This window comes from Infirmifilum sp., from assembly GCF_049970975.1.
GTDB lineage: Archaea > Thermoproteota > Thermoprotei > Thermofilales > Thermofilaceae > Thermofilum > Thermofilum uzonense.
Genome location: NZ_JBMFLX010000013.1, coordinates 1 through 14,649, shown reverse-complemented (window position 1 = coordinate 14,649; position 14,649 = coordinate 1). Strand labels below are relative to the sequence as shown.

The following is a 14,649-nucleotide window of genomic DNA, read 5'->3' as shown; positions in this document are numbered from 1 at the left end:
TTCACCTCTAAAAAGCGCATAAAAAATAAAAATTTTAATAGTAACAACTATTAAGTTATAAATGAGAAAGCGTGTCGGAGCCAGATGTGGTTTATATTGGTGAAAAGCCTGTTAGCACCTACGTTTTGTATATACTTGAGCGGCTTAAAAAGGGTAGCCGGAAAATCCTTGTTAAAGCGCGAGGACACAATATCTCGAAGGCAGCCCATGTCACGGAAGCAGTCCACAGGATGAGCGGCGGTAAGACTAAATATGGAGACATAAGGCTTTACAGCGAAGAGGTTGGGGAGGAGAGCGAGGAAAAGTCTGTACCAGCCATAGAGATCGAGGTCATATCGCTTCTTTAGAGCCCTATTCTACACGGTGGGCTCTGCCAATATCATAGAATAGTTTTCCCCAGTTGTGGAGAGGTATTTTTGCTTTTAAGGTCTTCCAACCGATCCGTTCATCAAAGACCTCTTCGTCGGCTTCGGCCTCAACGACCTCTCCAATAAAGAAAGTGACATCGTTTGCTTTGATACTATGGCTAACTTTGCACTCAAGAATGCCAACAGCGTCTAAGAGCACAGGAGCACTCACCTTAGATCCCTTCCTGTATCCTAGTCTTGACGACTTGTCTTCGTTACGGCCGCTGCGGCTTCCAAAGTAATATATATCGTTTATTCTGGACAGAGGCAGAACGTTCACGGTGAACTCCCCATATTTAATTATGAGCTCGTGAGTATAGCTTGTAACATCTATAGCTACCCCTACAAGTGGCGGCTCCTCTGCTACGGGCGTAACCCAGCTAGCAGCCATGAAGTTTACCCTTTCTCCTACTAAACCACTCCCTATAATGTAAGCTGGGCGAGGGTGTAGGAGTAAATAGAACTTTCTAACTTCCCTCATTTTCCACTCAGTATTTCGTCATGGAAAAACTTAAATAATTTTGTAATGTTACATTACATATGCATAATGATACAATTAAGAGTATGTTCGATGAGATTGAAAGACATCGAGCCGAGATTATGGAGAAGCTATCAAACCTTGAAGCTAAAATAAGATCCTTCGAGGAGGAAGGTTTAAAGATTGGAAAAACATCAGAAATTGCAGGCCTTTTATCGGAGACTAGAAAACTCCGACTTGAGTTGAAAAGAATTAAGCTAGAGGCTAAAAGAGGATTCAAAGGATTTCTCACTAACGTAGAGTCCCTAAAGAACAACATACAGGATGATGTGCTCCTTGAGGAGCTTAAGGATTATATTGACGACGTCTTAGATGAAGTTGAAACTAGGATTGAAGACTTGGAAGACAGGGCCGATGATCTGGTTGAAAGACTCAGAGATGTCTTACGCGAGAGGAGGAAACAAGGAGGCTTAGCGATGGCTTCATTATCCTTTACCGAACCAGCCAAGTTGAATGTTTTGCGGGGTGATTTCAAGGTGATTGATGAGGCACTTAGGGAGGTGGACCGCATTATCCGCGAGGCTTTTTCAGGCTTATGGTCTCGGACACCCACCACGATAATTTCTTCTGTAAGACTCCCGCAGAGTGACCTTAACGTGATAGACCTTCTAGTCGAGGCAGGGATATTTAAGAGCAGGAACGAAGGAATAGCTTTCTTCGTTCACAAGGGTATCGAGTCTAGTAAGGAGTGGCTCGACAAGGTAAGGAGTAAAGTGGAGGAGATAAAGAGACTCCAGGAGGAAACTCGGAAAGAGCTCGAACGTCTCCTTGATGTGGAAGAGAAGCCTGATGCAAAAACGCAATAATTACTTAAATGACTATATAACATCACCAAGATAGAGGCCTTGTATGTCTAGTGAGAGTGAAGAAAGCTCGTACGTGGTTGCAAGACTTCTTAACGGTCTAAAAGAGGTATACACTTTCAAAGAACTGGAAGAGTTTCTAGGTATACCGTCTCAGGTCCTGTGGAGATACACCAGCTATTCTCAATTTCCAGAGAGACATACTGCGAAAAAGATACTTGATGCGATTCGCGAAAAAAGACTGGTTGAGAAAGCCCTGAGAGAAGCTCTTCTAAGGCAGAATGAGGTTGTAGAGGAGTGGAGAATACTCTTCAATCCGCGTATTCTCAACCTGGTTGGTTACGTTATTTGGAAATTCTACTCGAACCTTGAGGTTGACACGGTTTTGACTTATCCTGAGAGGAATGCCGGCCTGGCTGTAATGGCTGCTGATTGGCTACTTGCGGATGTCGCTGTGGCTTCTGAAAGAGCTTATGGTAATTGGGGGAAACTTTTGACGGCGTCGTATGTGTCAGGAGAGAGAGGAGAAATCGTTTACCTTCACATCCCAAAGGATAGTATCCCAAAGGATAGTAAGGTTCTTGTCGTCAAGAGCATCGTTAACGACTTTCAATCTCTGAATGCCCTGTCATCTCTTGTAGAACAGGCTAGGGCTCAGCTTGTTGGCGCAGTTGCAATAATTGCTTTATCAGATAAATGGGTTGAAACCGTTTCACGTCTAAACTTAAAGAATATAAAAGTCCTTCTCACCTGGACCCGAGAAGGATTTTATGTAAACCTGTAGATTCTGGATAATAAGGTTCTCCACAATCTGCGAGAATTTATTCTGGGCGAGACCCCGGTAGCCATTTACCATTTACCAGGTACACGTAGCCCTTCGTGTACTTCTCGTATATGTCGAGAACCTTTTCACGGAGCTCTCTTATAGGTATAAAATCTGTTCGGGCGTTAATGTTGTCAAAATGTATCATTTCTACGTGCCATACGGGTTCCGCCTCAGGGAAGCTCCACAAGCCCCTCTGCGTTATCAAGTATTTGGAATGCTTTACAAGGGACTCTTCAAGCCTTATAAGTCCTTTCTCCAATCTTTCCGGTAGAGTCTCTATATGTTTTCTCTCATATCTAATAATCGTAGGGTCGAGTCCTTCAGCAAGCATCATGAGTAGCACCCCGTTGCATTTGAAACAGGTTCCACAAGGTTTGACTACTCCCCCTTCTATTCTCGTTGAGTGACAGCTTGTCTGGAGGACTCCTAGCTCTGGGTATCTGTTGAAGAGGATCCTGAGGACGATTATAGGTGTTATGGGGCGCAGGGGGGACCATTGCTTAATCCCGATGCCTCTCTTAGCCATGAAGCTGGTCATATAATCGTCGAAATCGAGTGATTGATCGTATGTAGCGTAGTAGTGTCGTATCCCGTTAAACTCATAGGTTAGCCCAGTAGGGTCGTCGAACTCGTTCCCCATAGTGACGTTCCCCACATTGTTCTTTACAGCAAGTGGTAGTACAGAGAAAATGAAGTGTGCATACCAGAACAAACGAACAGGATATATCTCTTTATTTTTCTTCCAATAATAGGGTACAACAATCCTCATATTCTTCTCGATAAACGCAAAGAGCCTGTCCACGTTAGTCCATACTTTTCTTGTCCTGGGATCCATAGAGGAGAGCCCCTTGTAGGCTGTGAGTGCCGTAAACCAGTGCCGGCCAGATTCGTTTACAAAATAAGGGTATGGTTCACATCCAACCTCCCGTAGGAGGCCATAAACCAGGAGACTTTCCTTTCCGCCTGAGGACATTACAGTGCACTTGTACTCCTCTGGCCTGGAGTCGAGTCGTGTACCCGTAAATGTTTCCCTTACGTCAACATCCGCAATAGGCTTGGCATCTTCTGGTGACACGTCTCCTTTGGGTAAGTATTCCTCTTTTATTAGCCCTGTCTTGTTTATTATCCTATTGACAAATATATCCCGGGCGGTAATGTCCATCATGTCAAGGAAGTATTTGTAGTCTAACTCATGAAGTGGAGCCTTTATCTCTATGAGGGGTGTGAAGAGTCCATAATTGATAGCTGGAACAATCCCGGCAAGGACGGCGAGTTCCTCGAATCCCCTTATATTTACTTCCTCAGGATAAGATTGAATCAGTGTATACTCCTTTCTGACGCCGTTGAAATGCAGCTCGTATCTTATACTTGAGGATCTTTTCTTCACCTTCACGGGACCTACAACTATTTTGTCAAAACACTTCAAGTCTACCGTCACGTTTCACCCAACTGTGGATAATGTTTCATTATAAGGTCAACGATTCTTCCCACCCCGTCAACCAAGGGTATCACAACAGGGATCTTATACTTCTCCTCTAGCTCGGAGGCTATTCTGCGTGCCTCATCGATCGAGAGGTTTTCCGTGTTAATGGTTAAAGCGAATATCTTCCTATCAGTGATGAGCTCCACAAGCTTAAAGTATTTTTCAAGTGGAGGCATAGGATACTCGGGATAGCCGTCCAGGGTCTTTCGACCAGGTGCGTGCTGCAGGATTATGACCTCCGGTTTTAGAAGGTTTAGTATCTCATAGCTACCGGGAAAGACGGGATGAAGGAGGGCTCCTTGTCCAGGCACCACGATTGCTTTGGGATTCTCCTCGATGTATGCACGCCATACAACGTCCTCGAGTACCCCCGGAATGAAGTCGTTGATCAATGAGTCTAGAACAAACACGTAGCGAGCACCCTGCATCCAGGCTGTCTGTCCTGTTCCAATGAAGACAGCCTTGACCCCCCTTCTGTTTAACTCGTCTGCAATTAGGTGTGCAACGGTTCGCTTGCCTATCGCTGAGTCGGTGCCGATGACGACTATTTTCAGTGCTTTGACCTCCCTTATTTTACCTGTGTAGAAAATTCTTGTGTTGTAGAATATCTTCCTTACATCAATGAGTTCCACACCGTATATCTTCGCCAGCGAACTTATTTCTTGGTCGTCGCTGAGAAACTCGTGAAGACCGTTGACTATGCTTAGACGCCTCTGAATAGCTTTTTTAATGATCTCTCGATACAACGTTGGAAGTTTACCTCCGGGAGTTGCAACACCTATAATGAGGTATTTTGCATCGGGGTGTTCGCCTAACGCATCCTCTAGACTTGCATATATCTTGATTCCACGGGGTTTTCCGTCAAGAACCTCTCCTGCATCCCTTCCAGCTAAAGTACTATCAATAACGCCCACAATCTTAAATCTAAGGCTTTTCCTTACAAGACCGTGAGCAGTTTTGCCGTCTGTAGACGCGTAGAGTCCTTCCGACAGAATTATTGCTTTATCTTCCGCCATCTCCCCGTGATCACCGCAACTAGGGGACCGTCCACCTCTTCCTCTTTGATAAAGCTTTTTAGGGCTAGGAGAGAGGCAACAGAGGCCGGTAACACAGGAATCCTCTCCACAGCCTTAAGCATGAGAGACATCTCAAGCATTTCCTCATCACTGAAAGCGTAAACTCTTCCATTTGTATCATATATTGCTCGGAGAGCCTCCTCTGCGTTGAATGAGACATAGGAGACCAAGGGCTCGTTTATAGGGGTCTCTCTCACGTAGGAGGGGGAGAGCGGAATGGGCGTTGTAGACCCCTTGCTCCACGAAACAGCTATCTGGTTCCCTAGCGACGTTGTCCCGGCGATGAGCCTAGGTACACGTGTAGCTAAACCTTCTCGGTAAGCTCTCCTAAAACCTTCATATATGCCTACAAGTGTAGTACCGTTGCCTACAGGAACTCCCACGGCAAAAGGAGCATCACCCAAGTCTCTTATAATCTCCCAAGCTATGGAACTATAGGCCTCAAAACTCACCTGATCGGTGGAATTACCAGGATTAGCATCATACCATTCATTGGCCTTCGCAGCGCGAGAGCTAAGCATTACAGCTTCCTCGTAAGTTCCATCAACAAAAACGACACGAGCCCCATTCCTCTTTATTTCGTCAACCCTGCTATTCTCATAGGATCTGGGTACAAATATAACCGCACGGACCCCTGCGAGACGAGCAAAGTAGGATATCGCAGCGCCATAATTCCCGCAGGTACCGACGGTTATAGTGTCCCTTCCTAGCTGTATTGCACGTGCAACGTGTGCTCGAGCCGCTCTATCTTTATGGGTTCCAGTTGGATTGATTCCCTCATATTTTACGTAGATAAGGGAACTATCCAAGCTAAATAGCTTGTTTAGGGTGCGGAGGCGGTAGAAGGGTGTATGTAAGCCTAGAAGCTTGGAAACAAGATATTTACTCGATGAGTCGTCCTCCACCTTCACCTTTCACCGTCAACTGCTAAGATTACCCTACAGGTATCAATATTAGTCTACCTCTTGATGTTTAAGCATGATAAATTCCAAATAGGAAGATATCTGATTTAAACGCTCCAGAGTTTAACTTAGAAATTCTGGGATTTTGTTTTCACTTTCATGGATCAGTTTTCCTGTAAAATTCTTTGAAACTTTTACAAATATCAAGGAGTGAAAAATATAAAAATGCAAGTTAATGCCTCCTAGTGTTTGGAACTTTCGTCAATGCCCTAGCAGTAGTTTTGGGCGCGTTGACGGGAATAACTTTCAAGAAAAAAGTCCCGGAGAGAATCGTGAACTCTCTACCCGAAGTCATAGGTCTTTTCACCTTATATCTTGGTATAAGCATGGCATTAAAGAGCCAGAGAACTCTTGCCCTTCTCTTCTCCTTAATCCTCGGGGAAGCAACTGGAACTTTCCTGAGGTTGCAGAATAGGCTCGAGATGTTAGGTGGGAGGTTCACTAGTGGCGACAGTAAGTTTATTGATGGTTTGATGACAGCATTCCTAACTTTCTGCGTGGGCCCAATGACTATAATAGGTTCTATACGCGATGGGATGGGGGACCCCTCTATTATACTTGCTAAGTCAATAATGGATGGAGTCGTTAGCATAGCTCTAGCTGCATCACTGGGCGTTGGGGTATTATTCAGCGCAGTGCCGCTATTACTTATGCAGGGTTCCCTCGCACTACTCGGAAGCATCGCCGGCCAAGCATTACCTGAGATAGTCGTAAACGAGATTACGGCTACTGGTGGGGTGCTAATGATAGGAATAGGTGTGAATCTTATAGGTCTCAAGAGAATAAGGGTGGGTGATGGCCTCCCAGCACTGCTTTACGCGTCTGTCTTGCCACTCATAATACCCTTTTAAAGAATCTAGACAAATATCGCTCTATAACCGCTATGAATAATCCTTAATTTTTCACCGTAGATGCGATGAAATACACGGATACCGTTAAACCCGGTGCAATGCCCAGCATGTAACTCGCTCACGCCAAGGGCTTTTAGCTCCGAGGCTATTCTTTCGACCTCGCTGTCAGTCGCGCTGGCGGTATGCAATCCTCCTATAATACTCAATTCTTCGACACCCGTCAACCTTTTAGCCTGCGCCGCGATGTTGGAAATGCCGGAGTGACTGCAGCCGGCCAAAACAACCGCTTTATTACCTAGCTTTATCGCTACTCCCGTATCGTCTAGCATCTGATCGGGAACAATTTCTCCCCCTTCCAGAGTAAGAAAGCCCTTGACCGCATAACTATTATCGTACACTCGCGGTATCTCCCCTAGAAACCATACGTTGGGTGCGAGTTCGAGAGGTTTTCGTGAAAGTACGAGCTCACCTCTCATCCTGAGTGCCTCAATGTCTTGTCTAGTGAAGCCCAGGTTGAACTTCTTGAAGCCTCCTCTATCAGCGTAGTTGGGTTTTTCAATATCTGGGTGAGCTATAACCGGTTTTGATCCAGTTGACTCCAGCAGCCTTATCAAGCCTCCCGTATGATCATAGTGTCTATGTGATAGAACGATAGCATCGAATTCACTGGGATTTAGAGAAAGTTTCTGCATGTTCTTTAAAAGGACCTCCCCGGACTGCCCAGTGTCAAATAGTATCTTATACATAGTCCCGTCTCGGTATTCGATACTAGCCATGATGCTTAGCCCATGCTCTGCGAGTAAGTTGGTAAAGCCTGCATAGTCGTCTACAAGAACTAGTATCTTTACGCTAAGTATATCACTTTTAGACACATGTTTTATGAAAGGCAGAACAATAAAAAGATACCCGGCACGCTACAAAGCACGTTCAACAACAAATTTCTTTTTATTTTTAAGTTTTTAAACTTCAGGAGAAACTCATCGCTTACTGGTATAGAGTTAAAAAAATCTCTATTTAGCGATATTTTTCAGCCTGAATATCGGAAAAACTCTCTATATTAATAATTACAAATTATCATTTAAACATAAACTCTTAAAAAATAGTTATTAAGTAATTATATTGTTATGAAGCCTCAAAACAACTTAGACTCTCAACTTGCCGCCATTAAAAAGAAAATAGTGGAGGAGAGCAGCCTTATCCCAGAGTACATGCATGGATTTGCAGCGCTATACTGGGAGGAGGAAGATTTCACCTGCTTCCAAGCAAAGAGACTCTACGGAAAACGTGAAAAAGGTGAATTGAAGAGGGTGTTCTAATGAGTGAGGGTTTGGATAGAAGAAGCTTTTTAAAGCTCGCCGCTATTGCCGCGTCAGCCCTAGCCATACCCGTGGAAGCCCAACCCGTACCTTTGAAACCTTGGAAGAAAGAGTGGAGTCTAGGAGAAATTGGAGGTAAAACTGCTTTAACCAAGGCACGGATAACACCTGTTATATGCCCCTACTGCTCGATGGGATGTTCAATAGATTTCTACACTATCGGGGATGACATCGTCTGGACAGAGGGGTCAGCCGACTCATATATCAACTCGGGGGCCTTGTGCCCCAAGGGTAAAGCTGCCTTCGAGCTTGTGGATAACGACCTCCGTGTAAAGTACCCCATGATTAGGACTGGACCCAAGCCTCCACCCGAGGAGATACTCAACGCAAAGTCTTGGGACGAGCTTGTGGCTCTTGTTAAGAAGTACCCGCCCCAGTGGAGAGTGGTCAGCTGGGATGAAGCATTCAGATACATAGCTACCAAGACGGCCCAAATTTTAGAGGGCTGGAGAAAATCTACAGGCGCTCCTAAGCAGCAAGATGGCTACTACTACGTGGGATCCAAGCTACCCATACAACTCATCGGTTCATCAATCATGGTGAACGAGGGTGGATATCTAACAGCTAAGCTTGCCCAGTTTATCGGAACCACTAACATAGACTCCCAGTACAGGAAATGCCATAGCTCGACAGTGAGCTCCCTAGCATTGACCTATGGGTGGGGAGCGGAGACAGCCACTATCGAGGATGTAACATGGGCAGATGTTGTCCTCTTCTTCTCAAGTCCAGCGGAGGCTCATCCTCTATCCTTCCTGCACTTCCTGGAGGGCAAGAAGAAGCGTGGAACTATTTTCATAACCTTTGACCCCAGGTACAGCAGGACAGCGATGGCTTCAGACATTTGGGTTCCCTTCAGGAGCGGCACCGATACGGCCGTATTCCTCTACATTCTCTACTATGCCTTTTACGAACGCAATCCACCAATCGATACATTGGATACATTCAAGGCGTTAAGGGCTCGCTGGAACATAACAGATGATGACCTCGCAGATTTCAAGGAGCTGCTTAAAGAGTACACTGCTGAGAATGTTTCAAGAATAACCGGAGTACCCGTTGACCTACTACGCACTGTTGCCCAGATATACGTGGAAAACTCTGGCGTCGTTACAAACCACAAGAAGCATGGCATTGTGCAGTGGGCTATGGGAATGACCCAGCACACAAACGCGACCGTGAACATTATAAGGTCAGCGGCGATTATGCAGCTACTCCTGGGTAACGTAGGATTCGTGGGTGGTGGAACACACCCGTTCAGGGGACATAGCAATGTTCAGGGAATAACGGATGTGCAAGGGGCAGGACTTGGCGCACTGCCAGGATACCATGCCTCACCCGCCTCCGCCGGCGTAGTACGCCTGTATCAAGACTGGAAGCTTCAGGGGATGCCCGATGCTTGGAACTGGCAGGTTCCCGAATGGGGCAAAAAGATATTCACAACCACAACCCCTGACAAAGGAAAAGCTGACCTTTTAAAAATCCTCCAGGTATTTACCTTCTACGGGTGGAGAAGATTCGAATTGATGTGGGGCTTCTTCTGTGGCACCGTTCCAGAAGACGACCCAGTAAATGGCACCGTGGTATGCGACTTCCCATTCGGCACAGGCTCCACTGAAATAACTTTTCCAAGGAGGGTGCTTAACGGCGAGATAAAGGTAGCTTTTATATTCGGGGAGAACCCGGCGGTCACTAACCCGAATGCCAAGGTGATCTGGGCCGCTCTAGCAAGCCTCGACTTGCTTGTTGTAAGCGACATATTCGAGACCGAGACAGCCTGGTTTGCAGATGTCCTACTCCCAGCAGCGTCGTTCGCTGAAGTCGAGGGTACTAGAACCAACGGTAATAGAGTTATACAGTGGACCTACGCTGCCGTTAGACCGCGAGGCATGGCTAGGCCCGATTACTGGATAGCTACAAAGCTCTACAAATATCTAAGGGAGTACGGTGCGATCAAGCTTCCAAGCGAAGTTTTCGGGTTAAAGTCCGAGAAGGTTAAGATAAAGAGGGGCGATAAAATCGTACTACTTTATGAGCGGCCCCTGAGACCCGACAAGAGCTGGGACTACTCGGGTGGCAAAGGAGCGGCTGAGCCAATTAGGGACATTGAATCCGAAGTTAATCCGAGAATCATCAACAAGGAAATCAACTTTGGAATGCTCATCTATCACGGCATGTACGACCCAGTACGGGACGTCTTCACGTCCATGCGCAGAGACAGGAAACTCAGGAAGCCGGGAGAAATAGACGGCTTGTTCTCATCCTCCTTCAATATATACAAGGACTGGGGCTGGGCCTGGCCTATGAACGTACGCATACTCTACGCTTACACGGACCTCGTGGACCAGTTAGGAAAAACCGACACAATTATGGCGGCTGGGAAAGAGTGGACCGCATCGGGCGAGACCGGGGAGTGGATAGACGAGTTTACAGGCGAGTATGTCCCCGCGTTTATACCGGGTCATAACTACTGGATACCCAGAGCATTCAAGAGGCGCCTGAGCGGTATAGCAGACGTCTTCGGCGGCGTAGACATGATGACGTTCATACGGACAAATGAACTCGTGCCGTTAGGCAAGTTCGTCATCGAGGAGGGAGGCGAGGTCAAGACACTTACCTTTGATGAATTCGTAGCGAAAACCGGAATGAAGTACCTGTGGGCTAACGATACCCTTTACTGGGACAGCGAGGTCACTGCGGCACCGAAAGCCACTCTCAAGAGACTCTTCTTCACAGGAGGCGGCTGGAGGGACTTTAAGCCAACATATGAAAAGATGAGAGCTACCCTGAAAGCCTATTATGATCAAACCAAGAATATGCGTGAAGCGGTCAACAAGACGATTCAAGACCTCAAGGGATGGTACGCCGGCTACTCCTTCACATGGCCGATACACACAGAGCCCGCAGAAAGCCCAGACGTAGAGATGGCCTTGATGTATCCTACTCTAGCTTTCCTCAACCCATATAACCTCCAAGTCCTGAACGAACAGCCGGACATAGTCAAAGGAAAACCAGTAGGCTTAGCATTGACTCCCGATGATCTCTCCAACCTTCCAGGAGAACTCGTCGTGATAACTACGAACAGGCTGACAGAACACTGGCATAGTGGTTCGATGACAAGACGTACACCTCTACTGGCAGAGCTCGACCCAGAGCCCTTCGTATATGTTCCAGAGAAACTTGCGTTAAAACTAGGAGTGAAATCGGGAGATTTGGTAGAGATACTGACAGCGAGAGGCTCTATTAAGATGAAGGCATTCGTTACCAAGGGAGAAGCGTATCTGACAGTTAACGGTAGGGAATTGCCTCAGATTAACGTGATTTGGGCTTTCAGCTTCCTGGGATACGTAACCGGACCCCAGGGGAACTTCATATCACCCGATGTGGGTGATGTGGTTACGACTATACAGGAGAGTAAGGCTTGGATTGGTAAGATCAGGAAGGCCGAGGTGATGTAAGAATGGTGGTACAAAATCTCCCGGGTATGAAGGAGGGATATGCGGTACTAGTAGACCTAGATAAGTGCATTGGCTGCCGCGCCTGTCAAGTTGCATGCAAGGACTGGAACGGTAGACCAGCAGAAATGACTAAGTTCAGCCCGACTTTCACTAATCCTCCAGACCTTACCGCAGACGATTGGAAAGTCGTCTTCTACTATGAGGACATGACCAAGAAGGCACTGCTACTCCCCTCAGGTGAGAAAATCTTTGAACAGGTGGACATAGGCCCCCTGCCATTCCAGTGTATGCACTGCGCAGACCCGCCGTGCGCAAGGTCATGCCCTGTAGGAGCTATTAAGGTTACAGCTGAAGGCGCCGTAGTCATAAACAAAGACGAGTGTATTGGCTGCGGCTACTGTGCCACCGCGTGCCCGTTCAGGGTGCCTAAAAGAGGCTCCGACGGAAAATTCTACAAGTGCACGTTCTGTATCGACAGAATACAAAACGGTATGCTCCCAGCCTGTGTAGAGGCTTGCCCGACAGGAGTCTTCAAGTTCGGCAAAGCCTCAGAGATAATCTCCGCCGCCCAAGACATGCAAGCCAAAGGAAAACTCGTATACGGGCTAAACCTTGACAGCTATGTAGGCGGAGGGACACGATGGATTTACGCTAGCTCTGATAGGAGGAGCTTTGCAATCAAAAAGCATTTTGCTGACCGTGGCAAGCCAGTTTCAACTCAGCAGAGTAGAGAGATCCTCAAGCAGCTTATCGTTTATGGTGGTGCGCTGGGCGCGCTGCTTCTCGCAGGGCTTGAGTTGGTTGCTTGGAGAAAGAGCAGGGTAGAGGAGAAGACTCAGGTTAAAGAGGAGAGCAGGTGATAGGGAATGAAGAGGGTAAAAATTATTAGTAACAGTTACAGGATCGCGCATACACACAACCTTCACTTCATAGCTTTTCTATCTATAACGGGGGTAACATTAATGGCCATCGAGTACTTCTCCTGGCTGGCATACATAGTAGGACTACCTTTTGCACCTTACATGAACACCGATCCAGTCACCGCGGGCGTGCAAGTCTTCAGGGTACTCCACAGGATCTTCGGAATAGCGTGGGGAGGCCTCATCATAATATATGGTTGTTACCTCTTCTGCAGCGGAAATCTGAGAGTCATTGACGCGTTGAAAAAGCCTATCGGGCAGCAGATACAGGAGGCTAAAGCACTAGCCGGGCTATACCTGTTCGGCAAACCACTACCAAGTGATGTCAAGGAAAGACTGGAAAGACATAACGTGTTCGTTGCCTACCTAGCTTTACTCCTTGCTATAGGATTCGCCTTACTAGCCCTCAGCGGCGTGGGCCTTATGCTGCGCTTCGCCCTTGGCCTTTCAGACCAGACCGCTGCACTTCTACTCTTCCTACACGATCTAGGCTTCGGCATAACAGTTCTATTCGTCCTACTCCACGTGTTCGCCTCGCTACATCCAGCTAACAGGCCACTATTAGAAGCGATGTTCGGTGACGGCTACGCACCATTCGAGTGGCTTAAGGACCACATGCAAGCCTTTATCAAGCGGTATAATATAGCCCCTGAAGAATAAACAAAATCTTTTTCTTTACCTTTACCTTCTTTCCTGGTGAGTACACTTGTCAAAGGTTGTCGAGTCTCTTATTAGAGCTGTGTGTGGAGAATCCGAGAATTGCAGGGAGACAATGCAAGGCATTTACAAATACATCATCCGGTTAGAGGAACTCATCATAAGCTCCCCAAAACCCGTATTAAACAGATTCGAGCCACCTCTAATAAAAAACGTTGAGAACATTGAAGAGATAAAGAAGGCATTGCCTGAGGATGTGGCTAGTGATAAAGCCCTCTTGGACTATACGTTGAGCAGACTCCTCGTTAATGAATTTAGTCAAAAAATAGAAGCCGCGAACTTGAGCTGCCCAATATGTGGAAACTATCCTACCCTCATTTTACTTGATAAAAAGCCTACGCTAAGCTTTGAGGTTGTCGAGGCCAGGAGCAGATGCATTTGTGGGTACGAGAGAGTCCACGAGAGATTCATGTGTCCGCGATGCGGCTCGAAGGGTAGAGAGGTTTTTGAGAGCTATGTGACACGGAGAGGAGAAGTAAAGGTGTTCAGGTGTAAAAAGTGCGGCCATATATTTGGAGAGGTTGATAGAGATGGCCTTAGCGATAAGGAAATTCAGGGTTTACACTTCGCTTTAAGGCTAGCGTTTAGAGACTTAGAGAAGTCTGAAGGAGGGGTCGAGAACCCAGATTAGAGTTTTAACTGTGTCGATATTGATGTCCAGTGGTGATTATGAAGATAGCTATCCCGGTTGTGAAATCTGGGGAGAAATATTTCCTTGTACCGCATTTCGGTAGAGCTCCAGCCTTTGCCATCGTGGACGTCGGCGACTCCCAATTTAAGGTTTTAGAGGTGTACCAAAATATTCATGCAGCGCATGAACACGGAAAGGTGAGTGGGCTTCTCCACGAGCTTCTAAGCAGAGAAGTTCAGGCAATTCTAACCATGGGCATAGGATATGGGGCTTTCTACAGACTTAAGGATCTCGGATTGAAAATATTCTATGTGAGGCCCTCTCCGGGCAAAGCGACGATTTCTCTTGAAGAAGCAGTAGAGAACTTTATTAGCGGGAAAGTTGAGGAGGCAGGAGAACCAAAAGAAGCTGACGATCACCATAATTAATGCTTCCTATTATATATTTGAAAGTAAAGTTGTTATTTAATGGCAAGTGTCTGAGTCTACTTTAGTTTTCGCAGAAACTAATCATCAGAAGTTTTCCTAAACTTTCTAAGCATCATCCTCAAGTCACTGTAAAAACCAAAGAATTCGGCTAAGTCTTAAATAATGAATAACCAAAGAAA

Annotated in this window: 15 protein-coding genes; 10 read left to right on the top strand and 5 right to left on the bottom strand. The window is 46.5% G+C overall.

Annotated elements, in window-relative coordinates; translation table 11 throughout:
• Positions 1–71 precede the first annotated feature (71 nt).
• Positions 72–347: a hypothetical protein gene (locus ACP5KC_RS03660; RefSeq protein WP_052883617.1), complete on the top strand. Its 276-nt coding sequence runs from the start codon at positions 72–74 to the stop codon at positions 345–347.
• A 4-nt stretch (positions 348–351) separates the two neighbouring features.
• Here the strand turns inward: ACP5KC_RS03660 and ACP5KC_RS03655 are convergent, their stop codons facing one another.
• Complete coding sequence (locus ACP5KC_RS03655) at positions 352–888, bottom strand: flavin reductase family protein (protein WP_273434098.1); 537 nt, start codon at positions 886–888, stop codon at positions 352–354.
• 59 nt (positions 889–947) lie between these two features.
• On the opposite strand from ACP5KC_RS03655, the gene ACP5KC_RS03650 reads away from it, so the two are divergent.
• A complete protein-coding gene (locus tag ACP5KC_RS03650; protein ID WP_052883615.1) occupies positions 948–1,751 on the top strand; it encodes a hypothetical protein in 804 nt (267 codons plus the stop codon).
• 43 nt (positions 1,752–1,794) lie between these two features.
• Positions 1,795–2,532, top strand: coding sequence for a hypothetical protein (locus ACP5KC_RS03645; RefSeq protein WP_273434096.1), 738 nt, complete (start codon positions 1,795–1,797; stop codon positions 2,530–2,532).
• Between the two features lie 37 nt (positions 2,533–2,569).
• Here the strand turns inward: ACP5KC_RS03645 and ACP5KC_RS03640 are convergent, their stop codons facing one another.
• Genes ACP5KC_RS03640 through ACP5KC_RS03630 form a run of 3 tightly spaced genes read right to left on the bottom strand, consistent with a single transcriptional unit; the run spans position 2,570 to position 6,044 of the window.
• Positions 2,570–4,012 carry a hypothetical protein gene (locus tag ACP5KC_RS03640; protein WP_424740019.1) on the bottom strand — a complete coding sequence of 481 codons (1,443 nt, stop codon included), beginning with the start codon at positions 4,010–4,012 and terminating at the stop codon, positions 2,570–2,572.
• The gene (locus ACP5KC_RS03635) at positions 4,009–5,073 is read right to left on the bottom strand and encodes a DUF1611 domain-containing protein (RefSeq protein WP_273434093.1); all 1,065 of its coding nucleotides are present in this window, start codon (positions 5,071–5,073) and stop codon (positions 4,009–4,011) included. Before ACP5KC_RS03635 ends, ACP5KC_RS03640 begins: the two co-directional genes overlap by 4 nt.
• Positions 5,052–6,044: a pyridoxal-phosphate dependent enzyme gene (locus ACP5KC_RS03630; RefSeq protein WP_273434092.1), complete on the bottom strand. Its 993-nt coding sequence runs from the start codon at positions 6,042–6,044 to the stop codon at positions 5,052–5,054. The genes ACP5KC_RS03635 and ACP5KC_RS03630 overlap by 22 nt, the downstream gene beginning before the upstream one ends.
• Before the next feature lie 236 nt (positions 6,045–6,280).
• On the opposite strand from ACP5KC_RS03630, the gene ACP5KC_RS03625 reads away from it, so the two are divergent.
• Positions 6,281–6,946, top strand: a complete 666-nt coding sequence (locus ACP5KC_RS03625; protein ID WP_273434089.1) for a DUF554 domain-containing protein — start codon at positions 6,281–6,283, stop codon at positions 6,944–6,946.
• Between the two features lie 5 nt (positions 6,947–6,951).
• On the opposite strand, the gene ACP5KC_RS03620 is transcribed toward ACP5KC_RS03625, so the two are convergent.
• Complete coding sequence (locus ACP5KC_RS03620) at positions 6,952–7,818, bottom strand: MBL fold metallo-hydrolase (protein WP_424737750.1); 867 nt, start codon at positions 7,816–7,818, stop codon at positions 6,952–6,954.
• A gap of 252 nt (positions 7,819–8,070) precedes the next feature.
• Here ACP5KC_RS03620 and ACP5KC_RS03615 point away from each other — a divergent pair, with 252 nt between their 5' ends.
• From ACP5KC_RS03615 to ACP5KC_RS03590, 6 genes are read left to right on the top strand one after another with little or no spacing between them, the layout of a single operon-like run.
• Entirely contained in the window at positions 8,071–8,262 is a 192-nt protein-coding gene (locus ACP5KC_RS03615; protein ID WP_052883610.1) for a hypothetical protein, read from the top strand.
• On the top strand, positions 8,262–11,774 hold the full coding sequence (locus ACP5KC_RS03610) for a molybdopterin-dependent oxidoreductase (RefSeq protein WP_428286850.1): 3,513 nt from the start codon (positions 8,262–8,264) through the stop codon (positions 11,772–11,774). The genes ACP5KC_RS03615 and ACP5KC_RS03610 overlap by 1 nt, the downstream gene beginning before the upstream one ends.
• 2 nt (positions 11,775–11,776) lie before the next feature.
• Positions 11,777–12,634 (top strand): 4Fe-4S dicluster domain-containing protein, encoded by an 858-nt coding sequence (locus ACP5KC_RS03605; protein WP_424739383.1) that lies wholly within the window; start codon positions 11,777–11,779, stop codon positions 12,632–12,634.
• Between the two features lie 6 nt (positions 12,635–12,640).
• Entirely contained in the window at positions 12,641–13,354 is a 714-nt protein-coding gene (locus ACP5KC_RS03600; protein ID WP_273434079.1) for a cytochrome b/b6 domain-containing protein, read from the top strand.
• A 46-nt stretch (positions 13,355–13,400) separates the two neighbouring features.
• Positions 13,401–14,042, top strand: coding sequence for a hypothetical protein (locus ACP5KC_RS03595; protein WP_428286849.1), 642 nt, complete (start codon positions 13,401–13,403; stop codon positions 14,040–14,042).
• 38 nt (positions 14,043–14,080) lie between these two features.
• Positions 14,081–14,470: a NifB/NifX family molybdenum-iron cluster-binding protein gene (locus ACP5KC_RS03590; RefSeq protein ID WP_273434077.1), complete on the top strand. Its 390-nt coding sequence runs from the start codon at positions 14,081–14,083 to the stop codon at positions 14,468–14,470.
• Positions 14,471–14,649: the final 179 nt, after the last annotated feature.